Below are 26,051 nucleotides of genomic sequence, written 5' to 3'. Positions count from 1 at the left end.
TGATCTTACAGGCGGTCGAAAGAATTCGAATGCTGCTGAAACCATGCTGCTTGCCAACCAACTGGCGCTACGGTCTCATTGTTGTGGCTCCGGGTCAAAGACTTTCGTGATTTATTTTTGGTGGGCTCGTCGAGGGTGCCGGCCCAGCCGGCCCAGCCGGCTCCGCGGCCGTTGAGGGCGCGGCGCGGATGGCGACATCACCGCGCGGGCCGTGGGCAGCCTCAAGGCGCTGTTTCCATGGGTACGCTCTTGCTAGACTGCGCCGTTGATCCTGCGTCCTCGGAGAGGCACGACGCGTGAGTGCTACCCCCGATACCCCCAGCCTCGAACAGACCGCCGCCGGCCAGGCCGAGGTGCTCGGCAGGCTGTTCGATGAGCCGATTACCGAGCTGCCGGAGGACCTTTATATCCCGCCGGAGGCGCTACGGGTCTTTCTCGAGGCCTTCGAGGGGCCGCTCGACCTGCTGCTTTACCTGATTCGCCGACAGAACCTGGATATTCTGGCCATCGATGTGGCCGCCATCACCCGGCAGTACATCGAGTACGTCGAGCTGATGAAGGCCATGGAGATCGAGCTGGCGGGCGAATACCTGCTGATGGCGGCGATGCTTGCCGAGATCAAGTCGCGCACCCTGCTGCCACGTCCACCCAGGGAGGGGGGTGACGACGAGGAGGAGGATCCGCGCGCCGAGCTGATTCGCCGCCTGCAGGAGTATGAGCGGTTAAAGAGTGCCGCCGAGTCGCTGGCCGAACTGCCTCGGCTGGGGCGCGACTGGTTCCCGGCTCGGGCGGCACTGCCGCCGCTGGAGAGTCGGGTGATCCACCCGGATGTCGGACTGGACCAGTTGCTGGGTGCCCTGGCGGGTATCCTGCGGCGTGCCGAGCTCAACCAGACCCACCAGATCAGCCGCGAGGTGCTGTCGACCCGCGAGCGCATGCTGGCGATCATGGAACGGCTCGAGGGCGGTCGCTTCGTGCCCTTCGAGGCGCTGTTCGCGCTGGAGGAGGGGCGTGCCGGTGTCGTGGTGACCTTCATGGCGATTCTCGAGCTGGCCAAGGAGTCGATGATCGAGGTCGTGCAGAACGCACCGCTGACGCCCCTTCATGTCCGCGCCCGAGTCGCCCCGGCCGAGGGTGTCGAGCAGGATGATCCCGAAGATGGGGGAGAGAGTCCCTTCGAGGAGGAAGACGGGGAGGTTGGGCCATGATGGCCGAGGAAGTACCCGGTGTGCTGGATGAGATCCTCGAGGCGGCGCTGCTGGCCGCGGGAGAGCCATTGGCGGTGGAGCGCCTGGAGGCCCTGTTTGACGACCATGAGCGGCCGCCGCGGCGCGCCCTGCGCGAGGCGCTGGAGCGCCTGCATGGCCGCCATGAACGGGGTGCCATGGAGCTGATCGAGACGGCCTCGGGCTATCAATTGCGCATCCGCCCACGGCTCTCCCCCTGGGTGTCGCGACTCTGGGATGAGCGTCCCCAGCGCTATTCGAGGGCGCTGCTCGAGACCCTGGCGCTGATTGCCTACCGTCAGCCGGTTACCCGTGGCGATATCGAGGAGGTGCGCGGGGTCTCGGTGAGCGGCTCGATCATGCGCACCCTGCTCGAGCGTGGCTGGGTTCGCGTGGTGGGCCATCGTGACGTGCCGGGGCGACCCGCGGTCTATGCGACCACTCGCAGCTTTCTCGACGACTTCGGTCTCAAGACGCTCGATGAGCTACCCCCCATGCATGAGCTCAAGGCGTTCGAGGGGGCGAAGCAGATGGACGCCTTCGATGAAGAGGGGTCGCCGCCCGACCAGACCGATATTCTCGCCCAGGCGGATATGGTGCAAGATGAGGGTGCCGGTGAGGCATCCGAGGGCGCTACACTATCCGAATCCGAGGCGTCGGCGGCGGCCGATGCCTCCAACGAGCCCGCCGAAGAGGGCGGTCTTGATCACGCCGAGAAGGCGTCCGAGCGGGCAGACCTGAGCTTCGCCGATCTCGAGGCGCGTCTGTCCGAACGTGCCCGAAGCCGCGTCGATGATGACGCTGCTCCGGGGGCGGAATACACATCCAGTGAGAACGAAGATTCATGAGCAATACCAGCGAAAAACTGCAGAAGGTCCTGGCGCGAGCCGGGCTTGGCTCGCGCCGCGAGATGGAGGCTGCCATCGCCGCCGGTCGCGTCCAGGTCAATGGCCAGGTGGCGACCCTGGGCGATCGTATCGAGACCCGCGACAGGGTGCTCTTCGATAATCGGCCGGTAACTCTGCGTGCCGCCGAGGAGGTGCCGCGGCGAGTGATCATGTACAACAAGCCCGAGGGTGAGTTGTGTACTCGCAAGGATCCCGAGGGTCGTCGCACCGTGTTCGACCGGCTGCCGCGCCTCAAGGGCGAGCGCTGGATCGCCATCGGTCGCCTGGATATCAACACCAGCGGCCTGCTGCTGTTTACCACCGATGGTGAGCTCGCCAACCGCCTGATGCACCCCTCCACTCAGGTGGAGCGGGAGTATGCGGTGCGGGTGATGGGAGAGGTGACCCAGGAGCATGTGGTGGCCATGGTCGAAGGCGTGATGCTCGATGACGGCCCGGCGCGCTTTACCGACGTTCAGGAGTTCGGCGGCGAGGGCATCAACACCTGGTTTCACGTGGTGATCATGGAGGGGCGCAATCGCGAGGTGCGTCGGCTCTGGGAGTCGCAAGGCCTGACCGTCAGTCGGCTCAAGCGGGTGCGCTACGGCAATATCTTTCTCGACAAGCGCGCCAAGGCCGGTGAGTGGGTGGAGCTCTCTCAGGAGGAAGTCGATGACCTGGCCGAGCTGGCAAGCCTGCCGGTACGCAAGGTGCCGGAGCTGACGCCGGACGAGAAGAATCGCTGGAGCCGCGACAAGCACAAGCGCAAGCCGGTACAGGCGATGCGCAAGCCGAGAGCGCGTCGCTGACCGCGGACTCAGCTAAAGGAAATCAAAAAAAGGCTTGCCAGGCCCCAGGTGTATCAGTATTATCTGCCCCCGTTCGGAAGGGTCGTTAGCTCAGTTGGTAGAGCAGTTGGCTTTTAACCAATTGGTCGTAGGTTCGAATCCTACACGACCCACCACACCGGACACTGGCTTGCTTGCAAGCTCGGGTCGTTAGCTCAGTTGGTAGAGCAGTTGGCTTTTAACCAATTGGTCGTAGGTTCGAATCCTACACGACCCACCAATTCAGACGCCCCGGTCTCCTCGAGATCGGGGCGTCTTCGTATTGGTGCCGAGGGGTATTGATGCCGAGAGGCTGGCCAGAGGTTTTCGGCCGGCGCTGGTCAATACACCGGCGATATGGTCTAGAATAGAGGGCGAGCCGGCAGGCGACAGACGCAGCCGAGCTCATTGGCGCATCTCGCCACGCGGAGCGCGTGGATGAGATGCTCCCATCCTCTGCAGGGGGAGCCCCTGCCGGTCACAGTGGTAGACACGATGACGATCATGACTTCCCGTGCCGAGGTGCGTGAGCACCTGGCCCGCACCTATTGCCCCACCCGTATCCCCGCCCAGGATCAGGCGCGCATCGAGGAGATCAAGCGGCTTCTCGAGGCCAATAACGCCGTTCTGGTGGCCCATTACTACACCGATGATGCCATCCAGCAGCTGGCCGAGGAGACCGGGGGCTGCGTGGCCGACTCCCTGGAGATGGCTCGCTTCGGCGCCCGGCATCCGGCCGATACCCTGGTGGTGGCCGGTGTACGCTTCATGGGAGAGACCGCCAAGATCCTCTCCCCGGAGAAGCGAGTACTGATGCCGACCCTGGAGGCGACCTGTTCGCTCGATCTGGGCTGTCCGGCCGATGAGTTCAGCGCCTTCTGCGACCAGCACCCCGACCGCACCGTGGTGGTCTACGCCAACACCTCGGCGGCGGTAAAGGCGCGTGCCGACTGGGTGGTGACCTCCTCCATCGCCGTGGAGGTGATCGAGCACCTCCAGGCCCGCGGCGAAAAGATCCTGTGGGCGCCGGACAAGCACCTGGGGGGCTATATCCAGAAGCAGACCGGTGCCGACATGCTGCTGTGGGACGGTGCCTGCATCGTCCACGAAGAGTTCAAGTCCAAGGGGGTCGAGGACCTCAAGGCGCTCTATCCGGAGGCCGCGGTGCTGGTGCACCCGGAGTCGCCGGCGGCGGTGGTGGAGCTGGCCGATGTGGCGGGCTCGACGTCCCAGCTGATCCAGGCGGCCAAGGAGCTGCCCAACGACAAGCTGATCGTGGCCACCGATCGTGGCATCTTCTTCAAGATGCAGCAGGCGGTGCCGGAAAAGACGCTGTTCGAGGCGCCTACGGCTGGCGATGGTGCCACTTGCAAGAGCTGTGCTCACTGCCCCTGGATGGCGATGAACGAGCTGGATAACCTGGCCGATGCCCTGCGTCATGGGCATGGTGAGATCCAGGTCGATACAGAGCTTCGCCATGCGGCGCTGAAGCCGCTGGAGCGGATGCTCAACTTCAAGCGCTAGGCTACCGAAACTTCTCGAGCGTTTCTCGGTAGCCGAGGAACGCCTCGTAACGCTGCTCGATACGCGCGGCCGCGGTAGCGTTGCCTTCCTGCTCGGCTACTCGGCGAGCCACGCCCAGCTGGCGGATGGCGTCGGTGATGCGTCCGGTAAGCTGCTGATGTTCGGCACGGGCCAGGTGCCCCAAGGCCTCGCGGCCGCTGCGTCCCGCCGCCTCGGCGAGCAGTGCAAACACGCGATGGTCCTCGGGGCGCCGGTCTGCCAGGTCGCGCAGAAGGCGCCATGCCGTCTCGGGATCACGCTGGAGCTGGGCTTCGGCGAGGGTGAGGCTGGTCGGGACATGTCCCGGAACCAGGCGCAGCAGGCGCCGGCTGCGCTCGATGGCGTCATCGGTGCGTCCGGCGGCGAAGGCCGTTTCGGCCGCCGTGGCGGGGATCAGGGTGAGATCGGGCTGCTCTCGCGCCAGGGCGTCGAGCCGGCGCAGCGCCTCATCCGTATCGCCCCGTTCGGCGCTGATCAAGGCCGCCAGATAACGCTCCGCCTGCCGGGGGGCATCGCCCTGAATCAGCCGGGTCCTCGCCCGGTCGGGGTCTGTCCGGTGAATCGCCAGCAGTGCACGGGCGCGCACCAGGTGGTACTGCAGGCCATCTCGTTGCCCCTGCATCGAGAGCTTGGCGGCGCGTGATGCGGTATCACTGATGCGCGACTCGGTAAGCGGGTGGGTGAGCAGAAACTCGGGAGGGGTGCCGCCCTGCAGGCTGGTCAGCCGCTGCATGGCGCGAAACATCGAGACCATGGACTCGGGGTCGTAGCCCGCCTCCGCCATGACCTGCAGCCCCAGGCGATCGGCCTCCTGCTCATAGCGGCGCGAGTAGCTCAGCTGATCCTGGATAAAGGCGGCCTGGGAGCCCATGGCGACGCCGATGCCTGCATCGCCCCCTCCGGCGGCGGCGATCAGCATGCCAGCCAGCATGGCGGCCATGGCGGGGACCTGGGTCTGCTCGGCGCGAGCCTGGCCGCGCGAGTAGTGGCGTTGGGCCAGGTGGCCGAGCTCATGGGCAAGCACCGAGACCAGCTCCGCCTCCTGGTCGGCGAAGGCGAACAGCCCGGCGTTGATGCCAACCACGCCGCCGGGTACCGCGAAGGCGTTGAGGCGATGGCTGTCGACCAGGGTCACGAGCAGCTCGCTGGCGTCGACTCCGGCATGGGAGGCGAGTCGAGCGAGCAGTGCCTCGACATAGGCCTGGGCGATGGGGTCCTGCCATTCGGGGGCCCGGGCGCGAAACTGGCGCAGCCAGGCACGCCCCAGACGATACTCTTCGCTGGTGGCGGCCCGATGACCCGTGGCCGACAGGCTGGGCAGGTCGGCGCTGCTCTCCCAGGCGGGTTCGGTCCACTGGCCGACGGCAGGCAGTGCCAGGCACAGCCCCAGCAGCAGGGCAGCAGCACGAGGGAGGGGGCGTGACGGCATGGACGAGCTCTCCTTGGGGCGAGGCGGGCCCACACTCTGACATTGATTCGCCTCGCAAAGTGCCTTTAAATCCTAGGGCTTCCCGCCGCTGGCCAAGCCAGGTGGCGATATTCCGCATTCTTCAGGGAGTCTACATGTCTCTGCAACCCGACCAAGTACTCGATGTCTGCGGACTGCCTTGCCCGCTTCCCCTGCTCAAGGCCAAACAGGCGCTCTCCCGGCTCGAGGTTGGTCAGCTTCTCGAGGTGAAGGCCACCGATGCCGGCTCTTGGGGGGACTTTGCCACCTATATCGAACAGAGCCCTCACGAAATGTCGGCCAGGGAGGAGCGCGACAGCATCTATCACTACTGGATCCGCAAGGGCGAGGGGCGCGCTTCATGACCTTGCGTACCGTGCTCAGGGGGTGGGTCGATCGCTATCTGTCCGACGAGGAGGCGGTGATCCTGCTGTTGGTCCTGGTGCTCGGCATCGCGGTGGTGGTCTTTCTGGGGCGCATGCTGGCCCCCTTTCTGACGGCGCTGGTGATCGCCTTTCTGCTTCAGGGGGCGGTGAGCTGGCTCGAGCGGCGACATGTCCCCCATCTGCTGGCCGTGATCCTGGTGTTCCTCTTCTTCCTGGGACTGTTGCTGGCGATGGCTCTTATCCTGATGCCGCTGATCTGGAACCAGCTGGTGGCGCTGGTACAGGAGACCCCGCGGATGTTTGCCAGTGGCCAGCAGCTGCTCGATGATCTGCAGGAGCGCTATCCACAGCTGGTCACTCCGGACCAGATCCAGAACTGGATCGCCGTGGCGGGGCGTGAGATGACCCAGTTCGGACAGCGGGCGCTTACCCTCTCCCTGGCTTCGCTGGGTAATGTTCTGGCGCTGATCATCTATCTGGTGCTGGTGCCGATCCTGGTGTTCTTCCTGCTCAAGGATCGTGAGCGCCTGGTGGACTTCATCCTGTCGCTGCTCCCTCGCAAGCGCACCCTGATGACCCGTATCTGGCATGAGATGGACAGCCAGATCGCCAACTATGTGCGTGGCAAGTTTATCGAGATCATGATCGTGGGTACGGCGGCATTCCTGACCTTTGCCTTCTTCGGGTTGCCGTATACCGCGCTGCTGGCGGTGCTGGTGGGGTTCTCGGTGCTGGTGCCGTACATCGGCGCCGCGGTGGCGACGCTACCGGTGGCCGCCGTGGCGGGCTTCCACTTCGGCATGAGCGATCAGTTCCTCTATGTGCTGGTCGCCTATGGGGTGATTCAGGCACTGGATGGCAATGTGCTGGTGCCGGTGCTGTTCTCCGAAGCGGTCAACCTGCATCCGGTATCGATCATCGTGGCGGTGCTGTTCTTCGGCGGCATCTGGGGGTTCTGGGGCATCTTTTTCGCCATCCCGCTGGCGACCCTGATCAAGGCGCTGGTCTACGCCTGGCCCCGGGGGGTCAAGCGTCATCGCCAGAGCGAGGGCGGCGAGGTGGTGGCAGGGGAGTGAGGCCGCCTCCGGCGGCCCCGCCGGCTGTTACTCGGTGTCGCCGGAGCCCTCGTTCAGGGACTGAGCCCTCTCCAGGACTTCCTGGGCGTGGCCCTTGACCTTGACCCCGCGCCACTCGTGGGCCAGCCTGCCCTCGCTGTCGATCAGGAAGGTGCTGCGCTCGATGCCAAGGTGCTCCTTGCCGTACATCTTCTTGAGCTTGATCACGTCGAACAGCCGGCAGAGTGTCTCCTCCTTGTCGGAGATAAGGGCGAAGTTGAACGCCTGCTTTGCCTTGAAGTTCTCCTGGGCCCGAATACCGTCCCGGGAGGCGCCAAGCACCACGGTATTGGCAGCCTCGAACTCCGCCTTGCGATCGCGGAAGTCTCCGCCTTCGGTGGTACAGCCGGGGGTGCTGGCCCTGGGGTAGAAGAAGATCACGACCTGGCGCCCCTTGAACTCGGACAGGGTAACGCTGGTGTCGCCGGTGGCGAGGGCTGTGAAGTCGGGTACCGGCTGGCCGATGCTGACACTCATGGGAGTCTCCTGGGTGAGTGGGTCACGAGGCGTCGATTACACGCAACCCCCGCCCGGCTGTCAAAGAGGGTGGTGGAATCTGGTCGCGTCGCTGTACAGGCCTGGGCCGCCTGAGTACCATTTGGGCCTTGGGGGCAGCGACCTGCCCCGTCTGGGCGCCGCTAGGGCCGGGGCGCCGAGCGGCAATCGAGCCGGCAGCAGTCGAACCGAGAGGATAGAGAGGATGGTCACGGGAAGCATCGTCGCCCTGGCGACGCCGATGAAGGTCAATGGCGATATCGATTGGGAGGCGCTGCGTCGCCTGGTGAACTTCCATCTCGACCATGGCACCGATGGCATCGTCGCCGCCGGTACCACCGGCGAGCCCACCACCATGTCATTTGCCGAGCACTTCGATGTGATTCGGACGGTGGTGGAGGAGGTTGACGGACGGATTCCGGTGATTGCCGGTACCGGCGCCAACGCCACTTCCGAGGCCGTGGAGCTGGCTCGCTATGCCAGCGAGGTAGGCGCCGACTACTGCCTGTCGGTCTGCCCCTACTACAACAAGCCGACCCAGGAGGGGCTCTATCGCCACTTCAAGGCGGTCGCCGAGGGTAGCGAGCTGCCGGTGATCCTCTACAATGTGCCCGGCCGCACCTGCTCCGACCTCTACAACGAGACCGTGCTGCGCCTCGCCGAGGTGGACAATATCATCGGGCTCAAGGACGCCACCGGTAACCTGGAGCGTGCCGAGGACCTGATCGGTCGCCTCGCGGGCAGTGGCTTCATGCTCTACTCGGGGGATGATGGCACCGCCTGTGACTTCATGCTGATGGGCGGTCATGGGGATATCTCGGTAACGGCCAACGTGGCGCCTCAGGCCATGCACGAGCTGTGTGCCGCCGCGGTCGCCGGTGATGCCGAGCGTGCGCATCAGCTCAATACGCGCCTGATGCCGCTGCATACCAATCTCGGCATCGAGGCCAACCCGATCCCGGTCAAGTGGTCACTCAATCGCATGGGACTGATCGAGCCGGGCATCCGCCTGCCGCTCACCTGGCTGTCGGAGAAGTACCACTCCACCATCAGCGAAGCCCTGCAACTGGCCGGCCTGATCGACGACTGATCGCCGCCGCGCCGGCCCCTGGACAACTGGAAGCAAGGTAGACCCATGAACTCAGCGCTGAAATGGCTGCCGCTGGCGATGCTCGTCGCCCTGGCCGGCTGTGCCCGTGATGATGGCTATTATCACGATCGTAATATCGACTATGCCGATGCCCGCCAGGCGGCGCCTCTGGTGCTGCCCGAGGGGCGTTCCGCCGAGCGCTATCGTGACGCCATGCCGGTGCCCGAGACGGCCGCCGACTTTCGCGGCTCCGCGGGTGACTTCGAGGCACCGGCACCGCAACCGCTGGGTGCCGGTCAACTTCAGCGTGAGTTCGTCGAGTCCCGCCGAGTGGGCGACGACGCCTGGCTGGTGGTGGGAGCCGCCCCGGACAGCGTCTGGCCACAGCTGGAGAGCTTCGCGCGCAGCCGCGGCCTGGAGGTGGTCGCCAGCGATTCGAGTCGCGGGGTGGTCGAGACACGCCAGGGGCGCCTGAGCGTCCGCCAGGGGCTGCGTGCCGGTGACAGCGAGGTGCGTTGCGATCAAGCCGGGCGCCCGGAGAGTGCCTGCCTCGGTGCCCTGGAGCAGTATCTCGCTGCGCGCAGCGCCACGGCGTCGAAAACCGCCTCGCTGCAGGCCCAGCGCCTGGCCGGTGGGGAGCGTCTGCACCTCGTTCAACGGGGCGATGAGTGGGCGGTCGAGGTGCCGCTGGATATTGACCGCACCTGGGCCGAGCTCGACTACCAGCTCAAGCAGGAGTTCACCGTGGAGGAGCGTCGCGAGCTGCTGGAGGGCACTCCGACGGACTACTCCCATCGCATTCGCTACCTGCCGCTTTCCGAGCGCAGTGTCGGGTTCTGGAAAGGACTGGTGACCTCCGAGTCGCCGCGAGAGATTCGCCTGGAGCTGGAGCGCGAGGGCCCCGACCGCACCCTGTTGCGGGCGGTGAATCTCAGCGAGCGCGGCTTCAGTGCCGAGGACCGACGCGAGCTGCTGGAGCGAGTGGCGAGCCTGCTGCGCTGATGACGGAGGCCGGCAACACCATCGCGCGGCAAGGCGGGCGTCTGCACTTTGCATCGCTGGGCAGCGGCAGCAAGGGTAACGCGACCCTGGTAAGCGACGGCGAGACTCATCTGCTGGTGGACTGCGGTTTCACGCTGCGCGAAGCCGAGCGTCGCCTGGCCCGTCTGGGGCTGCACCCGCGGCAGCTCGATGCCTTGCTGGTGACCCATGAGCATGGCGACCATATTCGTGGGGTAGGCCCCCTGGCTCGTCGCTACGGGGTGCCGGTGTGGCTGACTCCGGGTACCTGGGGGAGTGGTCGGCTGGGTGAGCTGCCCGAACGCCACTGGATCACCCCCCAGGCGCGCTTCGCCGTGAAGGGACTCCATATCGACCCGGTGACCGTGCCACATGATGCCCGCGAGCCGGTGCAGTTCCGTATTCAGGGCGGTGAGCGACACCTGGGGCTGCTCACCGACCTCGGACACCCCACCGAGCACGTTGCCCAGGCCTTTGCCGGCTGCGATGCCCTGGTGCTTGAGTGCAACCATGATGTCCGGATGCTTGCCGAGGGCCCCTATCCACCCCGCCTCAAGCGGCGAGTGGGGGGTGACTGGGGGCATCTGGCCAATACCCAGGCGGCGACACTGCTGACCCGGCTCGGCCTCGACCGCCTGCAGCGAATCGCCTGTTCGCATCTATCTGAACACAACAATCGCCCCGAGCTGGCGCTGGAGGCTTTGACGCCACTGCTCGACGGTGACACATCGCGGTTGATGGTAGCCTGCCAGGACGATGGTCTGGCATGGCAAGCCATCGCCTGAGCTGCAACCTTCCAACTGACCAAGCCCTCCGGAGGCTTCCATGGAAAAGCGTCAAGAACTCTACGCCGGCAAGGCCAAGTCGGTCTTCACCACCGATGACCCGGATCGCGTAATACTGCAATTCCGCGATGACACCAGCGCCTTCGACGGCGAGCGCATGGAGTCGCTGGACCGCAAGGGGATGGTCAACAACCGCTTCAACGCCTTCATCATGGAGACGTTGTCCGCAGCGGGGGTGCCCACCCACTTCGAGAAGCGCCTCTCCGACACCGAAAGCCTGGTCAAGACGCTGGAGATGATTCCGGTCGAGTGCGTGGTGCGCAATATCGCCGCGGGCAGCCTGGTCAAGCGGCTGGGCGTGACCGAGGGGGAGGCGCTCTCGCCGCCCACCTTCGAGCTGTTTCTCAAGAATGATGCCCTGCACGACCCCATGATCAACGAGTCGTTGGCCGAAACCTTCGGCTGGGCGACCGCCGACCAGCTGGCCGAGATGAAGGCGCTGACCTTCAAGGTCAATGCGGTGCTCAAGCAGCTGTTTGCCGATGGCGGCCTGCTGCTGGTGGACTACAAGCTGGAGTTCGGCCTGTTCAAGGGGCAGCTTGTCCTGGGCGACGAGTTCTCCCCGGACGGTTGCCGTCTGTGGGACGCCGAGACGCGCGAGAAGCTCGACAAGGATCGCTTCCGTCAGGGTCTCGGTGGCGTGATCGAGGCCTACGAGGAGGTCGGGCGTCGAATCGGGGTCAGCTTCGACTGAGGCCGAGGCTTCAGGTTGGCATCACCAGGGGCCCTGCGGGGCCCCTGGTCGTTTATGCAGGCACGATCTCCAGCACTTCCAGGAGGCGAGTGCCGCGGGATGCCGCCACGACACGAAAGCGTATATCCAGCTCGCGCAGGCGAACGCCATAACGGCGAGTCTCATCGTCGTCGCGATAGGCCGGCCTAGGGTCCTGGCTCAGCACCTCCTCGATCAGTGAGCGCAGCGAGGCGGCATCATCACGGCCGACAAGCGTCGCTTCGGCGGCCTGGGTGAAGCATACCGGGAGTCGGGGAGGGGCCTCGGGAGCGAAGCCGGCGCTGGCCTCGGGCCTGGCTTCTGCCCAGGGCAGGTAGGGCTTGATATCGAGCACCGGGGTGCCGTTCACCAGGTCGGCACCGGCGAGCCGTAGCCTGACGCCGGCCCGAGTGTCGACCTCGATCAGCTCGACCAGCGACAGGCCCAGGCGGTTGGGTCGGTGGGTGCTGCGGCTGGCGAAGACCCCGACCCGGCGATTGCCGCCGAGGCGTGGCGGTCGCACCAGTGGTGTCCAGCGTTCGGGACTCTGGTGAAAGAGAAAGGTGAGCCACAGGTGGCTGAAGGTCTCCAGTCCCCTGACCGTCAGCGGGTCATCGTAGGGGGGGAGTAGCCGGAGGAGGGCACGAGCCGAGGGGGCCAGGCCGGGCTGGCGGGGCACGCCGAACTTGTCGGGGAAGTCGCTCTCGATCAGGCCGATGGGCGACAGGGTGATGGCCGGGGGGGAGGAGTGAACGCTCATGGGGGCATTATGCCTGGCCCCGCTCAGGCCGGCGACCGCGGTTGGCCTGTCGGCGTGGGGTTGTGTAGTCTCTCGGCATTCATCAATGTTGCGAGACATCCCATGGGTGAGAGTGCTGCAATGCCGAAGAGGGAGGCCCCGCGCTGCCCCGCACCGCGAATTCGCTACCGCGAGGCCCTGGCGCGAGACGCCGGCGACCAGGCCGAGGTCTTTCATCATGCGGTGATGCAGGGGGCCTCTACACACTACACCAGGCCCCAGCGTGATGCCTGGGTCTCGGCGCTGCCGCGAGATGCGAGTGCCTGGGCGGCGCGACAGGCTCTCTATACCACCCTGGTGGCGGAGTGTGATGGCCGCTGCGTCGGTTTTCTCGAGCTGGAGCCCCACGCCGGACGCATCGTGACGCTCTATGTATGGCCTTCGTTGGCGCGTCGCGGCATCGGTTCGACGCTCTTGATTCACGCCGAGCGACTGCTGATCGAGCGCGGGGTGTCCCGTGCCAGCATCGAGGCGAGCCTGATGCTGGCCATGGGGCTGGAGCGGCGCGGCTGGCGCGACCTCGGCCATGAGTATGTGGAGCGCAACGGTGAGCGGCTGTCTCGCCATCGGCTGGAGAAGTCGCTGGTCGCGCTGCAGACCTAGTCTTCCAGGCGCATGGAGAGGTCGATCGCCTTGACATCCTTGGTCAGGGCGCCGCTGGAGATGCAGTCGACCCCGGTGTCGGCGATGGCGCGCAGCGTGCTCCTGTCGACGTTGCCGGAGGCCTCCAGGGTCGCCTTGCCGGCGTTGCGGCGTACGGCCTCCCGCAGCTCGTCGAGGCTGAAATTGTCGAGCATGATGATGTCGGCATCGGCCGCCAGGGCCTGGTCAAGCTCGTCGAGGCTCTCCACCTCCACCTCTACCGGCAGGTCGCTCGCGATGCGGCGGGCCTCGCTCACCGCCGCCTCGATACCACCACAGGCGGCGATATGGTTCTCCTTGATCAGGAAGGCATCCCATAGCCCGATGCGATGGTTGTGCCCTCCACCGCAGGCCACCGCATACTTCTGCGCCAGACGCAGGCCCGGTAGGGTCTTGCGGGTGTCGAGCAGGCGCACGCCGGTGTCGGCGATCAGGTCGACATAGTGGCGGGTGTGAGTGGCGGTAGCCGATAGCGTCTGCAACAGGTTGAGCGCCGCGCGCTCGCCGGTCAGCAGGCTGCGCGCCGCCCCCTCCAGCTCGAGGAAGCACTGGCCGGCCGTCAGGGTGTCTCCGTCGGCGGCCAGCCAGCGCAGGGTCACCGTGGCATCTAGGCGGCGGAACAGCTCATCGACCCAGGCCACCCCGCACAGCACGCAGTCATCGCGGGTGATGACGCGAGCCCTGGCGAACTGCTCGGCAGGAATCAGTCGGGCGGTGATATCGCCCGGGCCAACGTCCTCGGCCAGCAGGCGGGCGGCGGCATCGCGAATCTCTTCGACGAGCTTGTTGTGGTAGGGCTGGGTGTCCTGAAAGTCCATGCGGGTCACTCGTGGGGTTGGTGCCGGCGTGGGGTGGCCGGAGTGGTCAAGGAGGTCCATTATAGGGAATCCCTACCGGTGACGTCAGGGGAGAGACGCATGGCGATTGAACAGGGCTGGCTTGCCGGGGCGCGGCGTGTGCCGTCCCCCAACTGTGACGAACGACCGCACGGTGAGGTGTCGCTGCTGGTGTTGCACTCCATCAGCCTGCCGCCGGGTGAATATGGTGGAGCGCATATCGAGAATCTGTTCACCAACCGGCTGGACCCCGAGGCCCACCCCTTCTTCGCCTCCCTTCAGGGCCTGCGTGTCTCGGCTCACCTGCTGATTCGCCGCAATGGCGAGTGTGTGCAGTTCGTGCCTTTCCAGCGCCGGGCCTGGCACGCCGGGCGCTCCCGCTGGCGCGACGGCGAGCGCTGGCGTACCGCCCTCAACGACTTTGCCATCGGCATCGAGCTGGAGGGCAACGAGGTCTCCGCCTATACCGGTGCCCAATATGAGCGACTGGTGGAGGTGACTCTCGACCTTGTCGCCGCCTACCCCGAGCTTGAGGCATCGCGCGTGGCCGGCCATGCGCAGGTGGCTCCGCTGCGCAAGAGTGACCCCGGACCCGCCTTCGACTGGGCCTACTTTCGTCAGCGACTGGACGAGTGCCACGCGGCCGGGTGAGTCATCTACCGGGTGTGATGGTCAGGGCGCTCGCTTGCTTCATACGGTAGTTTAATTACATCTCCTTGACTTTCGTCGAATTTCTGCCCTGTTGGAGTGATAACTCTTTGTGTTGCGGTGCAGTATCAAATGTTTGGAAATCAATTCCATGCAAGGTTGCTTTGGCAGGTGGCGAGGTTTACTGTATCTTTCGCGAAGAAACGGCGGTTTTTTTGCGTCGTGACGTAATAAAATTACACAAAATCCCGGGGTGTAATGCCTCTCTGGCAGCAGAACGCCCTGCTTTCCGCGCAGCAGCGGGCATGCAACATCCATCGTCATTCGGAGAGACGTCTATGAGTCTGGAGGCAAGAGAGGATCTCGACCCGGTCGAGACCGCAGAGTGGTTGGAAGCCCTCGAATCAGTCCTGGAGTACGAGGGCGAGGAGCGTGCCCGGCATCTGCTGACCCGCCTGGCCGACCGCCTGCGCCGTGACGGTACCCAGCCCCCTTTCTCGGCAACTACGCCCCATCGCAACACGATTCCCGTGCATCGCGAGGCACCGATGCCGGGGGATCTCTTCATGGAGCGCAAGATCCGCTCGATGATCCGCTGGAACATGGCGGCGATGGTTACCCGGGCGAACCGCAAGCACAAGGGCATCGGTGGCCACCTGGCCAGCTACATGTCCAGCGCGACTCTCTATGAAGTGGGGTTCAACCACTTCTTCCGCGCTGCCAACGGCGATTTCAAGGGTGACCTGGTCTTCATTCAGGGCCACAGCTCCCCGGGTATCTATGCCCGTGCCTTCCTCGAAGGCCGCCTCACCGAGGAGCAGATGGATCGCTATCGCCAGGAGGTTGACGGCAATGGCCTCTCCTCCTACCCGCACCCCTGGCTGATGCCCGACTTCTGGCAGCTGCCCACCGTTTCCATGGGCCTGGGCCCGATCATGGCCATCTATCAGGCCCACGTGATGAAATACCTGGATCAGCGTGGCCTGCAACCGATGCAGGATCGCAAGATCTGGTGCTTCCTGGGTGATGGCGAGTGCGACGAGCCGGAGTCCCTGGGGGCGATCCACCTGGCCAGCCGTGAAAAGCTCGATAACCTGATCTTCGTGGTCAACTGCAACCTGCAGCGTCTCGATGGTCCGGTACGGGGTAACTCGCGGATCATGGATGAGCTCGAGGGCGTGTTCCGGGGGGCCGGATGGAACGTGCTCAAGGTGGTCTGGGGGCGCCTGTGGGATCCGCTCTTCGAGAAGGACAAGAAGGGTGTGTTGCAGAAGGTCATGGATGAGACCGTCGACGGCGAATACCAGAACTGCAAGGCCATGGGGGGCGGCTATACCCGGGAGCACTTCTTCGGCAAGTACCCCGAGACCGCCGAGATGGTCGAGGGGATGTCCGATGACGACATCTGGAAGCTTAACCGTGGTGGCCATGACCCGTTCAAGGTCTATGCGGCCTACCATGAAGCGGTGAACAACGCCAAGGGGCGCCCCACCGTGGTGCTGGCGCATACCGTCAAGGGGTACGGCCTGGGGGCCGATGGCGGCGAGGCGGACAACGAGGCGCACCAGGTCAAGTCCATCGACGACCCCGAGGTGCTCAAGCGCTTCCGCGATCGCTTCGGCATTCCCGTCTCCGACGAAGCGATCGAGCACGAGATCCCCTATTACAAGCCGGCCGACGACACCCCGGAGATGAAGTACATGCATCTCCAGCGTGAACGCCTCGGCGGCTACCTGCCGGCGCGCCAGTACGACTTCGAGCCGCTCGATATCCCCGGCCTGGACGACAAGATCTTCGCCAGCCAGCTGGGCGGCTCGAAGGGGCGCGAGGTCTCTACCACCATGACCTTCGTGCGGATTCTCAATGGTCTGGTGAAGCACAAGTCGTTCGGCAAGCAGGTGGTGCCGATCGTGCCCGACGAGGCCCGCACCTTCGGCATGGAGGGCATGTTCCGCCAGCTGGGTATCTACAGCCCCGGCGGCCAGAAGTATGAGCCCATGGACAAGGGCCAGCTGATGTTCTATCGCGAGGACAAGGCCGGCCAGGTCCTCGAGGAGGGCATCAACGAGGCGGGCGCCATGTCCTCGTGGATCGCCGCGGCAACTTCCTACGCCAACAATGGCCTGCCGCTGTTGCCGTTCTATATCTACTACTCGATGTTCGGTTTCCAGCGTATCGGGGACCTGGCCTGGGCCGCCGGCGACATGCAGGCACGCGGCTTCATGGTGGGGGGAACCGCCGGGCGCACCACGCTCAATGGCGAGGGGCTGCAGCACCAGGATGGTCACAGTCACCTGCAGGCGGCGATGATCCCCAACTGCCGCAGCTACGACCCGACCTATGCCCATGAGCTGGCGGTCATCGTGCAGGATGGCCTGAAGCGCATGTTCGTCGACAAGGAGAACTGCTTCTACTACCTGACGGTGATGAACGAGAACTACGAGCACCCCGAAATGGAGGAGGTGCCCGCCGAGGACATCATCAAGGGCATGTACCTGCTGCGCGAGACCCAGGGGGACAAGGCCCGGGTCCAGCTGATGGGCTCCGGCACCATCATGCGCGAGGTGGAGGCCGCCGCCGAGCTGCTGCGCGACGACTGGGGCGTGGGTGCCGATATCTGGAGTGTGCCCAGCTTCAACGAACTGCGCCGCGAGGCGCTGGCACTGGACCGCCAGGCCTTCCTCGACCCCGAAGCGGAGCCGGCCAAGCCCCATGTGACGCGCTGTCTCGAGGGTCGCCAGGGGCCGGCCATCGCCTCTACCGACTACATGCGCCTGTTCGCCGATCAGGTGCGTGCCTGGGTGCCCACCGACTTCCATGTGCTGGGTACCGATGGCTTCGGGCGTTCGGACACTCGGGAGAAGCTCCGCGAGTTCTTCGAGGTTGACCGTCACTTCGTGGTGGTGGCGGCGCTCAAGGCGCTGGCCGAGCGCGGCGAGCTCGATCGCAAGGTGATCGGCGAGGCGCTGAGCAAGTACAACATCGATCCGGCCAAGCCGAATCCGCTGACCGACTGATCCGGTGGGGCGGGCGGATGCCCGCCCCTTCCAGGCACGATTTGGAAGGAGCGCGACCTTGAGTAGCGAAATCATCAAAGTACCGGACATCGGCGGCGATACCGATGTGGAGATCATCGAGATCGCGGTGTCGGAAGGCGACGTCATCGAGGCCGAAGACACCCTGATCACCCTGGAGTCCGACAAGGCCAGCATGGATGTGCCGTCGCCCAAGGGCGGCAAGGTGGCCAAGGTGCTGGTCAAGGAGGGCGATACCGTCTCCGAGGGAGACGCTATTGTCGAGCTGGAGCTCGAGGGTGGCGGCGAGACGGAGTCGGCCGCCGAGAGCGAGAAGCAGAGCGACCCGGCGCCCGACGAGAGCGACCAGGCGCCCGAGAAGGAGGCTGCCGCCGAGAAGCCGTCGGCCAGCGGCGGTGGCAAGCGCACCGTGGACATCACCGTGCCCGATCTGGGAGGTGACAGCGACGTCGAGGTGATCGATGTCGCCGTGGCCGAGGGCGACGAGATCGACCTGGAGGCACCGCTGATCACCCTGGAGTCCGATAAGGCCTCCATGGATGTGCCTAGCCCGCACCAGGGCAAGGTGGTGACCCTGACCGTCAAGGAGGGGGATACCGTCTCGGAAGGCGATGTCATCGGCACCATGGAGATCGCCGGCGAGGAGGGCGATGAGGCAGCGGACGCCCCCGGGAATGCCACCCCGACGGCCGCGGCTAGCGAGACTGAGGATGAGCCGGAGGAGTCGGAAGAGCCGGAAGAGTCGACCTCCTCGGGAGAGCCCGAACGTCAGGAGGTCCGCGTTCCGGATCTGGGCGGCGCCAGCGACGTGCCGATCATCGAGGTGGCCGTGGCCGCCGGTGATGAGGTGGAGGAAGAGACGCCACTGATCACCCTGGAGTCCGACAAGGCCTCCATGGATGTGCCGAGCCCGTTCAAGGGCAAGCTGGTGGAGCTCGTGGTCAAGGAGGGCGACAGCGTCTCCGAGGGCGACCTGATCGGCTATATCGAGACTGCCGCCGCCAAGCCGGCAGCCGATAAGCCAGGCAAGAAGCAGCCCGAGACGCCGCGGGCCGAACCGCCCCGGGACGAGAAGCCCGCGACGACGGCGCCAGGCACGCCGAGCCCGGAAGCCGAGATGGCGGCTCACCAGCCCCGCGATGGCAAGCTGGTACACGCCGGTCCCGCGGTGCGCATGCTGGCCCGCGAGCTGGGCGTCGACCTCGCCTTGGTCAAGCCCAGTGGGCCCAAGAGCCGGGTTCTCAAGGAGGATGTCCACGCCTACGTCAAGCAGGTGATGGCCAACCAGGGCAAGGCCGAGGCAGGCAGCGCCGCCCAGGCGGCTGGCTCGGGCATTCCGCCGATTCCCGATCAGGACTTCAGCCAGTTCGGCGAGGTGGAAGAGAAGCCCATGGGGCGCCTCATGAAGATGGGTGCCACCAACCTCCACCGCAGCTGGGTCAATCTGCCCCACGTCACCCAGTTCGACGAGGCGGATATCACCGAGCTGGAGGCCTTCCGCAAGTCGATGAAGGCCGAGGCGGAGGCCCAGGGGGCCAAGCTCACGCCGCTGCCCTTCCTGATCAAGGCGTGCGCCTTCGCGCTGCGCCAGTACCCGCAGTTCAACGTCAGCCTGAAGAGCGACGGCGAGACCCTGGTGCACAAGAAGTACGTGCATATCGGCATCGCCGTGGACACGCCCGATGGCCTGATGGTGCCGGTGATTCGCGATGCCGACCAGAAGTCGCTGATCGACCTGGCCAAGGAGTCGGTGGAGCTGGCGGGAAAGGCGCAGTCGAAGAAGCTCAAGCGCGAGGAGATGACCGGTGGCTGCTTCACCATCTCCAGCCTGGGTTCCATCGGCGGCACCGCCTTTACCCCCATCGTCAACGCGCCGGAGGTGGCTATCCTGGGAGTCTCCAAGGCGTCGATGAAGCCGGTATGGGATGGCGCAAGCTTCCAGCCGCGACTGATGATGCCGCTGAGCCTCTCCTATGACCATCGGGCCGTCAACGGTGCCGATGCGGCGCGCTTTACCGCACTGCTGGGGCAGCTGCTGACCGATATCCGTCGGCTACTGCTGTAGGGCGGGGCTCCCACCCGCCACACGACGGCGCCTGCGGGCGCCGTCGTCATTTCCGGCCTCTGCAGGAATGCCAAGACCAAAGTGCAATTCGAGCCGATACCCTTGAAACAAAAGGCGCTTTCCAGTCGCGGAGGGAGTTCGGCAATGTCCGACGCTTGTGCTGACCGTGGGCCGCGGTTATCGTTCCTCCCCCCACTATTTCTTCAAATCTGACAACCACTTGAACACGAGGACACTAACATGCGTTTGATCCTGTTGGGCGCCCCCGGTGCCGGCAAGGGCACCCAGGCCCAGTTCATCTGCGAACGCTTCAAGATTCCGCAGATCTCGACCGGTGACATGCTGCGTACCGCCGTCAAGGAGGGCAGCGAGCTGGGCATCAAGGTCAAGGAGATCATGAACAGCGGCGGTCTGGTATCCGACGATATCATCATCGCCCTGGTCAAGGAGCGCATCGCTCAGCCGGACTGCGCCAACGGCTTTTTGTTCGACGGCTTCCCGCGCACCATCCCCCAGGCCGACGCCATGAAGGAGGCCCGGGTGAAGCTCGATCACGTGCTCGAGATCGCCGTGGATGACGAGGAGATCGTCAGCCGCATGGCCGGTCGTCGTGTGCACCCGGGCTCGGGGCGCGTCTACCATGTCGACCATAACCCGCCCAGGGAAGAGGGCAAGGATGACGTGACCGGCGAGGCGCTCATCCAGCGTGAGGATGACCGCGAGTCTACTGTACGCAACCGTCTGGCGGTCTACCATGAGCAGACCGCGCCGCTGGTCGACTACTACCAGGCCTGGGCCGAGCAGGATCCCGAGAGCGCGCCGACCTACCATCGGGTGGAGGGCGTCGGCAGCGTCGACGAGATCAAGGCGCAGGTGATCAAGGCACTCGAGGGCTGAACCTCGAGGGGGAAAACAGAAAGCCCTTCGGTGGTAGCGGGGCGTCGGGGAAAGGTCTGGAGGGAGTCCTACGCCAGGGAAGGCGTCGGTAGCGCCCAGGGAGGGGTTCACAGCGCCCCCGAACAGGCCTTTCGCCGGAACAGCCCCGCGCCCGCGTTTTCTGGCCGGACCTGGCAGCCAAGGTGGCCCGCGTAAAGCGGGCCATCGTCGTCTGGGGCCCGGCCGCGTATAATGGCGGCCCGTTTACCCGAGATGGTGGTGCCATGTCGATCCTGCTGGCCCTGGATGCTTCCTCGAGCGCCTGCTCCGCTGCGCTGTTGCGGCGGCGCTCCGGTGCCGATGACGAGCTGATTTCCCGTTTCGCCCTGACCCCCCGAGAGCACACCCGGCGTCTGTTGCCCATGGTCGACGAGGTGCTGGCCGAGGCGGGGGTGCGTCCCGCCGAGCTCGACGCCGTGGCCTATGGCCACGGTCCTGGCTCCTTTACCGGCCTGCGCATTGCCGCAGGCGCCGCCCAGGGGCTCGCCTACGGCCTCGACCGCCCGCTGATCGGGGTCTCGACCCTGGCGGCCCTGGCGCTGGGCGCTCATCGTCGCTACCAGTTTCGCCGAATGGTGACCGCCCTGGATGCGCGCATGGGCGAGATCTACGTGGCCGCCTGGCAGTGCGTCGAGGGGCTGCCGGAGCCGCTTCTCGACGAGGCAGTGATGGCCCCCGAGCGGCTCTGCTTGCCGGTGATGGAAGATGACCATGGCTGGGTCGGCGTGGGATCCGGTTGGAGCCTGAGCGAACGGATGCCTGCCCGGGTGCAGGCAGGCGTCAGTCGGCAGCTGCCCGAGATGGAGGCGGACGCCGCCGATATGGCGCTGTTGGCCCTGCGGGAGCTGGAGGCGGGGAGGGGGCAGCCGGCCCACCTCGCCCAGCCGGTCTACCTGCGCAACGAGGTGGCCTGGAAGAAGATGGATGCAGGCGCGGCGAAATGAGTGAGCGCTTGCCGGTGGCGGTAAGTGACCCGGCGCTGGCAACGCTGGCCGAGCGTCTGGGCCTTCCCTTCGCCCAGGATGCCGAACTCCTGCTGGCGCGGCGAGAGGCGCGCCTGGTCCTGGAGGGCGATCCCGGGCGCTTCGGCCAGCCGCTGGCGGTCGACTTTACCGCCGGGCGCGCCGCCCATCGGCGACGCTTCGGCGGTGGGCGCGGACAGCTGATCGCCCGCGCCTGCGGGTTCACCCAGGGCGTGACGCCGGCGGTGGTGGATGCCACCGCCGGCCTGGGCCGTGATGCCTTCGTGCTGGCAAGCCTGGGCGCCCGGGTGCTGATGATGGAGCGAGTCGCGGCGATCTTCGCCCTGCTCGAGGATGGCCTGGCCAGGGCCCTGGCCGATGCCGAAACCGCCGAGATCGCCATGCGGATGCAGCTGGTGCATGGCGATGCCGGCCGTGATCTCGAGGCCCGGGTAGCCGAATCGGGCTTCGCGCCTCAGGTCATCCATCTGGATCCGATGTTTCCCCATCGCGAGAAGTCGGCGCTGGTCAAGAAGGAGATGCGCCTGTTCCGCACCCTGGCGGGCGACGATGCGGATGCGCCGCGTCTGCTGGAGGCGGCGCTGGATGTCGCTACCCACCGGGTGGTGGTCAAGCGGCCCAGGAAGGCACCGGCGATCGAGGGGCCCGCCCCGCGCCATGTGATCGAGGGCAAGACCAGTCGCTATGACCTCTATGTGCATCGCAGCCTGAAGACAGGATGATCACTCTCCACGGCGGGTGATCAGCTGCAGGCGGCGGCGCAGGGCCGGGTCGAACAGCTTGCTTGAGCGCCTGGCAGCGTCGCGCAGTCGATCATCGAAGATGAGTCGGTCTTCGGCGTCGCGCCACAGCCAGCCCTCCAGCTCCAGGCTCTCCACCAGGCTGACGAACAGCCGGGTGTCGAAGAACTCCGGTGCGTCGAGCCCCGAGAGCACCGCCAGTCGTTCGGCAAGCAGCCGGCCGTGCTCGGCCAGCGACTCGGCCGTCAGATGGCCCGAGCCCGCGTGGATCAGCACCGCCAGCAGCAGGTAGCCCCGCTCCAGTGATGGCTGCATCAGTTGACCCAGCAGGTCGAGGCTTTCGCCCGCCTCCAGGCGGTCCTCGAAACGCCGCCAGCCCCCCTCGCCATCCGGCTCCAGCAGTTCCTGTTCGACCAGCACCTCGAGCATCGCCGCCAGCGCCTCGCGCAGGTCGAGGGGCGGGGTCACCATCAGCTCGCGAGCGAGAATCGGCCAGCCGGGGGCCAGCAGGGCCGAGAGCTCATCGAGGGAGTGTCTCGGCTGGTGGCGAAAGGCGAAGGCGGTGAGCCCGGCTAGGGCGAAGAGGTGCAGCACGTTGTTGCGATACCAGCCCAGCTGGCTGGCCTGGTGGGTGTCGGCAAGCAGGATGTCGCCGAGGGACTGATCACGGCGCTGGATCATGCCCAGCGCCAGTGCCTGGGCGATCCAGGCCTCGGGGTCGCCCTCCGGCAGGCTGGCCCGTGTGGGAGCCGGCATGCGCCGCTGCAGCGCCGCCAGCAGTGAAAGCTGGCGCACCAGCAGGCGCTCCTCGATGGCATGGTGAGGAGTGGCCAGTAGCACCAGGGCCACCATATTGACCGGATTGAGGGCGGCGGCGGCATTGATGCGTCGATTGAGGGTTTCCCCCAGCCGGGGTACCAGGTCGTTGAGCCACGCCGGCTGGGAGCCGGGCTCATTCCGCCACTGCCTGCCCAGCTCATGATCCAGGTAGTCGGCCAGTCGCAGTGGCTCGCCGATGTTGAGGCTCACGCGACCGAAGGGCTGACGTAGCTTGCCAAGGACCCGAAGCAGGGAGAGCGGGGTCTCCTTGCGCTTCCTGCCGCCGTGCAGCTCGCGCTGGTAGCTGGCACTTTCGATCACCCGCTCGTAGCCGATATAGACCGGAATGAAGGCCAGCGGCTGGGCCTGGCCGGCGGCGTGGCTGCGCAGGAAGGAGCGCAGCGTCATGGCCAGCATGCCGGGACGCGCGGGCAGCATGCGACCGCTGCGGGAGCGACCGCCCTCCATGAAATACTCCAGCGGATGCCCCCGGGCGATCAGGCGATGCAGGTATTCATTGAAGACCGCGCCATAGAGCCGATTGTCGCGGAAACTGCGGCGCAGGAAGAAGGCGCCGCCACGCCGCAGCAGTGGTCCGACCAGGGGCATGTCCAGGTTGCGTCCGGCGGCGATATGCGGCGGCATCAGGCCCTCCTGATAGAGCACGTAGGAGAGCAGGAGGTAGTCGATATGGCTGCGGTGGCACGGCACATAGACGAGGGTGTGGTCCTCGGCCAGTGGCTTGATCGCCTCCAGGCCGCGCACGTCGACACCGTCATAGAGGCGGTTCCACAGCCGGCGCAGCAAGCCATCCATGAACCGCAGCACCGGATAGGTCATGTTGGAGGCGATCTCGCGACCGTAGCGGCGGGCGCGACGCTCCAGGCGAGGCCGCGACTGGCGCCCTTCGCCGGCGAGCTCATCGATCACCCGGCCTACGTGGGGGCTCGATGCCACGCCTTCGATCAGGGTGCGGCGGTGGGAGAGGTCCGGGCCAAGCACCCGGCTGCGTACGCGGCGAAAGTGCACACGCAACAGCCTCGCCGCCTTGCGATTGGTGAGGGCCGGGTCGCGGCCGTCACAGAGGTCGCGCAGCATCAGCGGGGCGCCGAAGTGGATCTCCACGCTGCGGCGATTGACCAGTACCGCCAGCAGCCGGCGCAGGCGCCCGGTCAGCTGCCAGCTGTCGGCGGCGACCATGCGCCAGAATCCGAATCGCTTGCCGGGAGCACGCCCCCAGAAGATGCTGACCGGCACCAGCTGTACCGCCAGCGCCGGATCGGCCTCGAGGCGTTCGATCAGCGCCTCGAAGGGGGGCGCGTGGCCCGCGGTATGACGCTGGCGTCGGCGTGGCAGCGCCAGGCAGCCAGGGAGGCTCAGGCCCGCGAAGCGGCGGCGGCTGTCGGCGGCGGGCAGGCCATGACGGGAGGTGAGGGAGCCGAGCAGCCAGGTATCGCTCCAGGCGGTGCGAGGCAGTACATAGAGGACCGGCAGCTCGGCGGCGATCCCCAGTTCGGCGGGAGACGGCTCGATCAGGCGCGGCCGGACCCAGGCGGCGATCATGCGGGTCATCACCACGCGCAGGGGAGTGGTCAAGGTGTGCAGCAAGGCCATCCGTTTGCCTCGGACGCAGGAAAGAAGAAGGAAAGGCCAGTATAGTCGTCGCGAGGCTTCGGGTCAGTGGCGACTCGGTGCCACGGCACCCGTATCAGGGGGGATGCAGTGACGCGGACAGGGATATGGCCATGCACGGGAACTGGCGAGACGGCAATCACTTCGAACTGCTGCCGGAGGCGAGCCGCTTCCTTCCGGCCATGTTCGAGGCCATCGAGCAGGCGCAAGCCTCGATACTGATCGAGCTCTACTTGATGGAGTCGGGACGGCTGGCCACGGCCCTGATCGATGCGCTGGTCAGTAGCGCCCAGCGCGGTGTGACGGTACTTCTACTGCTCGATGGCTATGGCGCCATGGGCCTTTCCCGTCATGACCGCGAGCGCCTGCAGGAGGGCGGGGTTGCGCTGCGCTTCTTCAATCCGCTGGGGCTGCACTCCCTGACTCGAAACCTGACTCGCGACCACCGCAAGCTGGTGGTCGTCGATGGTCGGATCGCCTTTACCGGCGGCTTCGGGGCCGTGGACGAGTTTCTCGACGCCTGGTACGAGGTGGCGGTGCGTATCCAGGGGCCCGTGGTGGCCGACTGGGTACGTCTGTTCTGCCGCCTGTGGGACTCCCCCCTCACACGAGGCCGGGGGCCCTCGTCGCTGGTGCGCGGACTCTCCACCGCGGCTCAGGCGGAGAGCGGTTATCGCGGCATGCGCGGTCGGGCGATCTGGGGCCAGGGCTACCGCTACCAGGCGATTCGCCACTCGCTGCATGAGCGCGTGGCATCCGCTCGTCAGCGCATCTGGATCTGCACTCCCTACTTCGCGCCCACCTTCAGCCTGCGCCTGCGTCTGGCACGGGCGGCGCGTCGGGGCGTCGAGGTACGCCTGCTGTTGCCCGGCAAGCGCCATGACCACCCTGGGGTACGCTATGCAGGGCAGCGTTTCTACGGTCGTCTGCTCAAGGCCGGGGTGCATATCCATGAATTCCAGCCGACCTTTATCCACGCCAAGTTCTCGCTGGTCGATGACTGGGTCAGCCTGGGGTCCTGCAACTTCGACCACTGGAGCCTGCACTGGAACCTGGAGGCCAACCAGGAGGTGAGTGATCGGCGTTTCGCCGGCGAGGTGGCGCTGCTGTTCGAGCAGCACTTCGCCGATAGTCACGAGATCGAGCCTCGGATGTGGTCACGGCGCCCCCTTCTGCAGCGCCTCAAGGAGTGGCTGTTCGGCACCCTCGACGGCATGCTGACCCGGCTTAGATAACTTGGATAAGCTGCAGGAGCCTGAGTGCGTCTTCAGGGGACAGGCCCCGGCCAAGTCGCCCCGGCTCG

General features: G+C 65.9%; 23 protein-coding genes and 2 tRNA genes. 20 read left to right on the top strand and 5 right to left on the bottom strand.

The genetic code is table 11. The features are described from left to right. The first annotated feature begins 296 nt into the window (after positions 1-296). From RM463_RS08220 to nadA, 6 genes are all read left to right on the top strand, one after another. Positions 297-1,208 (top strand): ScpA family protein, encoded by a 912-nt coding sequence (locus RM463_RS08220; protein WP_311429719.1) that lies wholly within the window; start codon positions 297-299, stop codon positions 1,206-1,208. After that, complete coding sequence (scpB, locus tag RM463_RS08215) at positions 1,205-2,074, top strand: SMC-Scp complex subunit ScpB (RefSeq protein WP_311429718.1); 870 nt, start codon at positions 1,205-1,207, stop codon at positions 2,072-2,074. The genes RM463_RS08220 and scpB overlap by 4 nt, the downstream gene beginning before the upstream one ends. Next, positions 2,071-2,922 (top strand): 23S rRNA pseudouridine(2605) synthase RluB, encoded by an 852-nt coding sequence (gene rluB / locus RM463_RS08210; RefSeq protein WP_195688953.1) that lies wholly within the window; start codon positions 2,071-2,073, stop codon positions 2,920-2,922. The genes scpB and rluB overlap by 4 nt, the downstream gene beginning before the upstream one ends. A gap of 79 nt (positions 2,923-3,001) precedes the next feature. After that, positions 3,002-3,077, top strand: a tRNA-Lys gene (locus RM463_RS08205). A 28-nt stretch (positions 3,078-3,105) separates the two neighbouring features. Then, positions 3,106-3,181: transfer RNA gene (locus tag RM463_RS08200), tRNA-Lys, on the top strand. A 254-nt stretch (positions 3,182-3,435) separates the two neighbouring features. After that, complete coding sequence (nadA, locus tag RM463_RS08195; protein WP_311429717.1) at positions 3,436-4,464, top strand: quinolinate synthase NadA; 1,029 nt, start codon at positions 3,436-3,438, stop codon at positions 4,462-4,464. Position 4,465: 1 nt separating this feature from the next. Here nadA and RM463_RS08190 read toward each other — a convergent pair whose 3' ends face one another. Continuing rightward, on the bottom strand, positions 4,466-5,932 hold the full coding sequence (locus tag RM463_RS08190; protein WP_311429716.1) for a M48 family metalloprotease: 1,467 nt from the start codon (positions 5,930-5,932) through the stop codon (positions 4,466-4,468). A gap of 134 nt (positions 5,933-6,066) precedes the next feature. On the opposite strand from RM463_RS08190, the gene RM463_RS08185 reads away from it, so the two are divergent. Both RM463_RS08185 and RM463_RS08180 read left to right on the top strand, forming a co-directional pair. After that, complete coding sequence (locus RM463_RS08185) at positions 6,067-6,315, top strand: sulfurtransferase TusA family protein (protein ID WP_311429715.1); 249 nt, start codon at positions 6,067-6,069, stop codon at positions 6,313-6,315. Next, positions 6,312-7,412 carry an AI-2E family transporter gene (locus RM463_RS08180; protein WP_311429714.1) on the top strand — a complete coding sequence of 367 codons (1,101 nt, stop codon included), beginning with the start codon at positions 6,312-6,314 and terminating at the stop codon, positions 7,410-7,412. The genes RM463_RS08185 and RM463_RS08180 overlap by 4 nt, the downstream gene beginning before the upstream one ends. Positions 7,413-7,439: 27 nt before the next feature. Here RM463_RS08180 and RM463_RS08175 read toward each other — a convergent pair whose 3' ends face one another. Next, positions 7,440-7,928 (bottom strand): peroxiredoxin, encoded by a 489-nt coding sequence (locus RM463_RS08175; RefSeq protein WP_311429713.1) that lies wholly within the window; start codon positions 7,926-7,928, stop codon positions 7,440-7,442. 223 nt (positions 7,929-8,151) lie between these two features. Between RM463_RS08175 and dapA the strand changes: the two genes are divergently transcribed. The 4 genes from dapA to purC are packed head-to-tail and all read left to right on the top strand — an operon-like array spanning position 8,152 to position 11,595. Further along, entirely contained in the window at positions 8,152-9,036 is an 885-nt protein-coding gene (dapA, locus tag RM463_RS08170; RefSeq protein ID WP_195688959.1) for a 4-hydroxy-tetrahydrodipicolinate synthase, read from the top strand. 45 nt (positions 9,037-9,081) lie between these two features. After that, positions 9,082-10,038 carry a lipoprotein, NlpB gene (locus RM463_RS08165; RefSeq protein WP_311429712.1) on the top strand — a complete coding sequence of 319 codons (957 nt, stop codon included), beginning with the start codon at positions 9,082-9,084 and terminating at the stop codon, positions 10,036-10,038. Next, on the top strand, positions 10,038-10,841 hold the full coding sequence (locus RM463_RS08160) for an MBL fold metallo-hydrolase (RefSeq protein ID WP_195688961.1): 804 nt from the start codon (positions 10,038-10,040) through the stop codon (positions 10,839-10,841). The genes RM463_RS08165 and RM463_RS08160 overlap by 1 nt, the downstream gene beginning before the upstream one ends. A gap of 40 nt (positions 10,842-10,881) precedes the next feature. Continuing rightward, positions 10,882-11,595 carry a phosphoribosylaminoimidazolesuccinocarboxamide synthase gene (purC, locus tag RM463_RS08155; protein ID WP_195688962.1) on the top strand — a complete coding sequence of 238 codons (714 nt, stop codon included), beginning with the start codon at positions 10,882-10,884 and terminating at the stop codon, positions 11,593-11,595. Between the two features lie 52 nt (positions 11,596-11,647). Here purC and tsaA read toward each other — a convergent pair whose 3' ends face one another. Continuing rightward, on the bottom strand, positions 11,648-12,373 hold the full coding sequence (gene tsaA, locus RM463_RS08150) for a tRNA (N6-threonylcarbamoyladenosine(37)-N6)-methyltransferase TrmO (RefSeq protein ID WP_311429711.1): 726 nt from the start codon (positions 12,371-12,373) through the stop codon (positions 11,648-11,650). Positions 12,374-12,493: 120 nt separating this feature from the next. Here tsaA and RM463_RS08145 point away from each other — a divergent pair, with 120 nt between their 5' ends. Next, a complete protein-coding gene (locus tag RM463_RS08145; protein WP_311429710.1) occupies positions 12,494-13,015 on the top strand; it encodes a GNAT family N-acetyltransferase in 522 nt (173 codons plus the stop codon). Here RM463_RS08145 and nadC read toward each other — a convergent pair. Further along, the gene (gene nadC / locus RM463_RS08140; protein WP_311429943.1) at positions 13,012-13,872 is read right to left on the bottom strand and encodes a carboxylating nicotinate-nucleotide diphosphorylase; all 861 of its coding nucleotides are present in this window, start codon (positions 13,870-13,872) and stop codon (positions 13,012-13,014) included. The two genes, RM463_RS08145 and nadC, sit on opposite strands and share 4 nt — an antisense overlap. Before the next feature lie 99 nt (positions 13,873-13,971). Here nadC and ampD point away from each other — a divergent pair, with 99 nt between their 5' ends. From ampD to RM463_RS08110, 6 genes are all read left to right on the top strand, one after another. After that, positions 13,972-14,541 carry a 1,6-anhydro-N-acetylmuramyl-L-alanine amidase AmpD gene (ampD, locus tag RM463_RS08135; RefSeq protein WP_311429709.1) on the top strand — a complete coding sequence of 190 codons (570 nt, stop codon included), beginning with the start codon at positions 13,972-13,974 and terminating at the stop codon, positions 14,539-14,541. A 335-nt stretch (positions 14,542-14,876) separates the two neighbouring features. After that, complete coding sequence (gene aceE, locus RM463_RS08130) at positions 14,877-17,555, top strand: pyruvate dehydrogenase (acetyl-transferring), homodimeric type (RefSeq protein WP_195688966.1); 2,679 nt, start codon at positions 14,877-14,879, stop codon at positions 17,553-17,555. A gap of 58 nt (positions 17,556-17,613) precedes the next feature. Continuing rightward, positions 17,614-19,638, top strand: a complete 2,025-nt coding sequence (gene aceF, locus RM463_RS08125) for a pyruvate dehydrogenase complex dihydrolipoyllysine-residue acetyltransferase (protein WP_311429708.1) — start codon at positions 17,614-17,616, stop codon at positions 19,636-19,638. Positions 19,639-19,878: 240 nt separating this feature from the next. Beyond that, on the top strand, positions 19,879-20,535 hold the full coding sequence (gene adk / locus RM463_RS08120) for an adenylate kinase (protein WP_195688968.1): 657 nt from the start codon (positions 19,879-19,881) through the stop codon (positions 20,533-20,535). 263 nt (positions 20,536-20,798) lie between these two features. Next, a complete protein-coding gene (tsaB, locus tag RM463_RS08115; RefSeq protein WP_195688969.1) occupies positions 20,799-21,518 on the top strand; it encodes a tRNA (adenosine(37)-N6)-threonylcarbamoyltransferase complex dimerization subunit type 1 TsaB in 720 nt (239 codons plus the stop codon). Continuing rightward, on the top strand, positions 21,515-22,279 hold the full coding sequence (locus tag RM463_RS08110) for a class I SAM-dependent methyltransferase (RefSeq protein WP_195688970.1): 765 nt from the start codon (positions 21,515-21,517) through the stop codon (positions 22,277-22,279). The genes tsaB and RM463_RS08110 overlap by 4 nt, the downstream gene beginning before the upstream one ends. Here the strand turns inward: RM463_RS08110 and plsB are convergent, their stop codons facing one another. After that, positions 22,280-24,730 (bottom strand): glycerol-3-phosphate 1-O-acyltransferase PlsB, encoded by a 2,451-nt coding sequence (gene plsB / locus RM463_RS08105; protein ID WP_311429707.1) that lies wholly within the window; start codon positions 24,728-24,730, stop codon positions 22,280-22,282. Positions 24,731-24,861: 131 nt separating this feature from the next. Here plsB and RM463_RS08100 point away from each other — a divergent pair, with 131 nt between their 5' ends. Further along, on the top strand, positions 24,862-25,983 hold the full coding sequence (locus tag RM463_RS08100) for a phospholipase D-like domain-containing protein (protein WP_311429706.1): 1,122 nt from the start codon (positions 24,862-24,864) through the stop codon (positions 25,981-25,983). The last annotated feature ends 68 nt before the right edge of the window (positions 25,984-26,051 follow it).

The organism is Halomonas sp. LES1, from assembly GCF_031846005.1.
Classification (GTDB): Bacteria; Pseudomonadota; Gammaproteobacteria; order Pseudomonadales; family Halomonadaceae; genus Halomonas.
Note: the sequence above shows the minus strand (reverse complement) of the source record. Positions and strands in the feature narration are given on the sequence as shown.